Origin of the sequence: Flavobacterium sp., from assembly GCF_031423415.1 — a bacterium.
Classification (GTDB): Bacteria; Bacteroidota; Bacteroidia; order Flavobacteriales; family Flavobacteriaceae; genus Flavobacterium.
The window spans coordinates 1-4,564 of record NZ_JANPFL010000036.1; the positions used below are offsets into that span (position 1 = coordinate 1).

The following is a 4,564-nucleotide window of genomic DNA, read 5'->3' on the forward strand; positions in this document are numbered from 1 at the left end:
AATCAACTGTCCGAAAACAGATTTTGTCGAAAAATAGCTATTTTTGTCCATCGTAATTTATGTTTTGCAATACAAAAATACGATTCTTTGAAAGAAGCCATTAATTTGGCTTCTTTTTTATCGGACAATAATGATTTTAAACATAAAAAAGGCTCGATTTTATAACAATCGAGCCTTTTTTATTGCACAAATACTATTTTTTTTACTGTATTAAAACCACCGTCACTTCGAGTGATTTTTAATAGTAATGCGACAGCTTTACTATTAAAAATTGTATCGAGAAGTTTTTAATTATTGGGTTCTCGATACATTTTATTAAAAAAAGCTATCGCATTTTATAATAAAACACTCGAACAGACGAACACATTTATATCCACAGTAATTTAAACCAAACAAGCTTCACTAGAGATTTCAGTATCGAATAATTTTGATATTGGACAATTTGCCTCCGCTTTTGTGACCAACTCTTGGAAAGTCTCATTTGAAATTTCTTTAATTTTAGCACTTACTGTTAAATGAGAGCTTACAATTTTTCCTTCCAATAAATTTATATCGCATTTGGTTTCGATGCTTTCAATTTCAAAACCAGCTTCAGTGATGTAAGCCGAAAGTTGCATCGTAAAACAGTCCGAATGTGCTGCAGCAACAAGTTCCTCAGGATTGGTTCCAATTCCTTCCTCAAAACGAGATTTAAACGAATATTGTGTTTTTTCTAATGTTCCACTTTGAGTGGTTAAATGACCGGCTCCTTCTTTTAGTGAACCTTTCCAAACGGCGGTGGCATGTCTTTTCATATTACTATTTTTAATGTTTACTCAAAATTAAGACTTTAATGACAAATAGTTCTGGTCTTCAGGTATTTTAACTAAACTTTAGGCATACATTTAAAGCAATTCTTTTCACTACAAAATCAATTGAATTGGATAGGTTATCAGTAGCGAAAATAGTATTTTTGTTTGCTACATTTTAGAAGTAATAAAAAGAATAAAGTCATCTATTAAACATGGGAATTGAAATGCAAGACTGGCCTTATTTAAAAAAATACCAAAAAGAAAATTCCAAACTTCCTACATTATCATCTGGACAAAAAAGAATCGTTTTTATGGGAGATTCGATAACCGAGTTTTGGTCTGAGCTTTGTCCTGAGTTTTTCGCTGGAAAACCCTATATCAATCGTGGCATTAGCGGACAAACCTCACCGCAGATGCTGATTCGCTTTCGGGCTGATGTGATTGCTTTACAACCCACGATTGTAATCCTTTTGGCTGGAGCCAATGATATTGCTGGAAATACAGGTCCTTCGACTCTTGAAATGATAACTGATAATATTTTCTCGATGGCTGAATTGGCTAAAGCCAACCAAATAAAAGTGATTTTATGCTCGGTCTTGCCCGCTTATGATTTCCCTTGGAATAATGGTTCGTTTCCTGCCGAAAAAATTGTGCGACTCAATACGATGATAAAAAATTATGCCGATGCCAATGAAATGCTGTATCTGGATTATTATTCCGCTTTGGTGGATGAACGAAAAGGATTGAAAGCTGCTTATGCTGATGACGGAGTTCACCCCAATAAAGCGGGATATGAAGTGATGGGGCCGATTGTGGAAAAGGCGATAGCGGAAGTGATTTCAAAAAAATAAATACTACTTAAAAGAATAAAAAATGAACTACAGAAAACTAGGAAAAACCAATTTCAATATCTCCGAAATAGCATTGGGAACTTGGCAAGTAGGCGGAAAATGGGGTTCGCCATTTAATGATAAAGCCGCAGACGACCTGATTAATACGGCTATTGACAATGGCGTGAATTTCATTGATACTGCGGATGTGTATGAAAATGGTTTGAGTGAAACCGCCGTCGGAAGAGTGGTTCGTTCTCGTTCGGAACGTATTTTTGTGGCTACGAAGTGTGGTCGTCATATCAATCCACACGTGAATGAAGGCTATCAACCAAAGGTTTTGCAAAAATTTGTGGAAGATAGTTTGAAAAGAAGTGGACTCGAAACTTTGGATTTAATTCAATTGCATTGTCCGCCAACTGAAGTCTATTATCGTCCTGAAATCTTTGAATTGTTTGACCGTTTGAAAGAACAAGGAAAAATTCAAAACCTTGGAGTAAGTGTCGAAAAAGTCGAAGAAGGACTTAAAGCTATTGAATATCCAAATGTGACAACAGTTCAAATTATTTTCAATCTGTTCCGTCAGCGACCATCCGAATTATTTTTCAAGGAAGCGCAGAAAAAAGATATTGGCATCATCGCCAGAGTTCCTGTAGCAAGTGGCCTTCTAACAGGATTATTCGATGCTAAAACTATTTTTGGAGCACAAGACCATCGAAACTTCAACCGAAACGGAGCAGCATTTGACAAAGGAGAAACCTTCTCCGGAATTGATTACGAATTGGGTTTAAAAGCAGTGGGAGAATTGAAAAAATTATTTCCTGAAGCTAAAAATTTGGCTCCAATTGCCTTGCAATGGATTTTGACTTTCAATGAAATTAGTTGTATTATTCCTGGAGCTTCAAAAGCCAGTCACGTAGAATCGAATTTATCGGTATATGATTTACCAAAATTGACTCCTGAAAAAATTTTGGCAATGAATGCTATTTACGAAGATTACATTAAGCCGCAAGTACACCAGCTGTGGTAGTAACCTATTTTCATCATAAATACTAAATCTTTATGCAAATCGACTTTTTACAATGGATAGGTTATCTCGCATCTATAGTAATAATGGTATCAATGACGATGAGTTCCATCATCAAATTCCGATGGATTAATATCTCTGGAGCGTTACTATTTTCTATTTATGGATTCTTAATAGGTGCTATTCCTGTTGGGATTTTAAATAGTATTATTGTCTTGGTAGACATCTATTATTTAGTAACAATCTATTCTAAAAAAGAGACTTTTGAGATCCTTGAAATTAATGCCGAAAGCGAATATTTGAAACGGTTTTTAAGTTTTCATAATGATCGAATTCAAAAAATACTTCCGGGTTTTTCCTATAATCCAAATATGAATACGGTTAGTTTTTTTATTCTAAGAAATATGTCAGTTGCTGGATTATTTTTAGCGCATCGGGAAAATGAGGCGGCACTTCATGTAGGTTTAGATTATGTATTACCTGAATATAAAGACTTTAAGAATGGTAAATATGTGTACTTCAAGCTCAAACAAAAATTTGTCGATGCGGGATATACAAGTATCGTTGCTAAAGGAAATAATTTGAATTATTTCAAATATCTCAAAAAACTGGGGTTTAAGGAAGTTAGACCGGGCGTATTTACTAAGGAATTGTAAGGTTGGATTAATTTTTTACATTCTCAAATACAATAAAAAAACGCGCTCCTTTATTAATTCCTTCACTTTCAGCCGATAAATTTCCACTGTATTTTTCGACTATTTTTTTACAGAGGTACAACCCAATTCCTGTAGAAGGCTAGTTAGCAGTTCCTAGTTTACCTCTATTCGTAAATTTTTCAAAAAGCTCCTCTTTATATTCTGGTTTAAAGCCCAATCCAGAATCAGAAATAACAAAAATAATCTTTCCATTTTCTGTATAAACTCGTGCTTTTATTTCACTATTTGGAAAAGAAAATTTGATAGCATTATCAATTAAATTCACCAAAACGCGAATCAATAATTCTTCATCTATTATAATTCTGGCCTCAGCTATTTCAATGTCTGTTTTAAGTTGAATTTTTTTAGTCGCTAATTTTTGCCCCAATTGTTCACCTACAAGATTGAAAATAGTTGGCAATTGAATATTTTTTATATTATGAACTTTTTTTGAAATTTCATCTTCATCTTTCATTAGATTAATTAACGTTTCAATAAATTCAAATTGTTGACCCGTAGACTGGCAAATCAAATTTGCATATTCCTTTACCGAATCTGAAGCATTTTCTTCTAAAATAAGCTGGGCTAACGATTGAGCATTTCCTGCAAAAGATCGTAAATCGTGAGAAAGCAAATACATTAAATCCTGTTTATCAGTAATATATTTTTCATTATCAATAATTGATTTTTGAATATTAGTCAATAACAACCCCGCTTCATCTTTAAAATAGATAGGTAATTGCGGTATAACTCTATTATTTCGATAATTATTTAATGCTTTTGAGGCGATTTCAATAGGTTTAATCAACTTTTTTAGCACAAATAAAGTAATTCCAGTAGCTATCAACGTTAGAACTAACGTGAAAAATAAAATGGAATGAACAGAACCTGATTGGTCTCCAAACAATACAAATAACAATAACCCAATTAAAGGAATATGAATGCCAATAAACGTAACGAAAAGAAATTTGTATGCGTAACTATTTTCTAGAAAACTGACTTTTGATAATTTGCGATAAAAATTCATAAAAAAAATAATTTGTTAATATTATAACTATATACGTAAAAAATTTAATTCTGTATCATTATTGTCCGATAAAAAAGAAGCCAAATTAATGGCTTCTTTCAAAGAATCGTATTTTTGTATTGCAAAACATAAATTACGATGGACAAAAATAGCTATTTTTCGACAAAATCTGTTTTCGGACAGTTGATTTCTTT

The 4,564-nt window shown here is 32.9% G+C and carries 5 protein-coding genes; 3 read left to right on the forward strand and 2 right to left on the reverse strand.

Annotated features, from left to right (window positions below; all coding sequences use genetic code 11):
* Positions 1-383: 383 nt before the first annotated feature.
* Entirely contained in the window at positions 384-794 is a 411-nt protein-coding gene (locus tag RMO83_RS03755) for an OsmC family peroxiredoxin (RefSeq protein WP_310558338.1), read from the reverse strand.
* Between the two features lie 221 nt (positions 795-1,015).
* On the opposite strand from RMO83_RS03755, the gene RMO83_RS03760 reads away from it, so the two are divergent.
* From RMO83_RS03760 to RMO83_RS03770, 3 genes are read left to right on the forward strand one after another with little or no spacing between them, the layout of a single operon-like run.
* On the forward strand, positions 1,016-1,642 hold the full coding sequence (locus RMO83_RS03760) for an SGNH/GDSL hydrolase family protein (protein ID WP_310558339.1): 627 nt from the start codon (positions 1,016-1,018) through the stop codon (positions 1,640-1,642).
* 22 nt (positions 1,643-1,664) lie between these two features.
* Complete coding sequence (locus tag RMO83_RS03765) at positions 1,665-2,651, forward strand: aldo/keto reductase (protein ID WP_310558340.1); 987 nt, start codon at positions 1,665-1,667, stop codon at positions 2,649-2,651.
* Between the two features lie 32 nt (positions 2,652-2,683).
* Positions 2,684-3,304 (forward strand): hypothetical protein, encoded by a 621-nt coding sequence (locus RMO83_RS03770; RefSeq protein ID WP_310558341.1) that lies wholly within the window; start codon positions 2,684-2,686, stop codon positions 3,302-3,304.
* A gap of 139 nt (positions 3,305-3,443) precedes the next feature.
* Here RMO83_RS03770 and RMO83_RS03775 read toward each other — a convergent pair whose 3' ends face one another.
* Complete coding sequence (locus RMO83_RS03775) at positions 3,444-4,370, reverse strand: HAMP domain-containing sensor histidine kinase (RefSeq protein ID WP_310558342.1); 927 nt, start codon at positions 4,368-4,370, stop codon at positions 3,444-3,446.
* Positions 4,371-4,564: the final 194 nt, after the last annotated feature.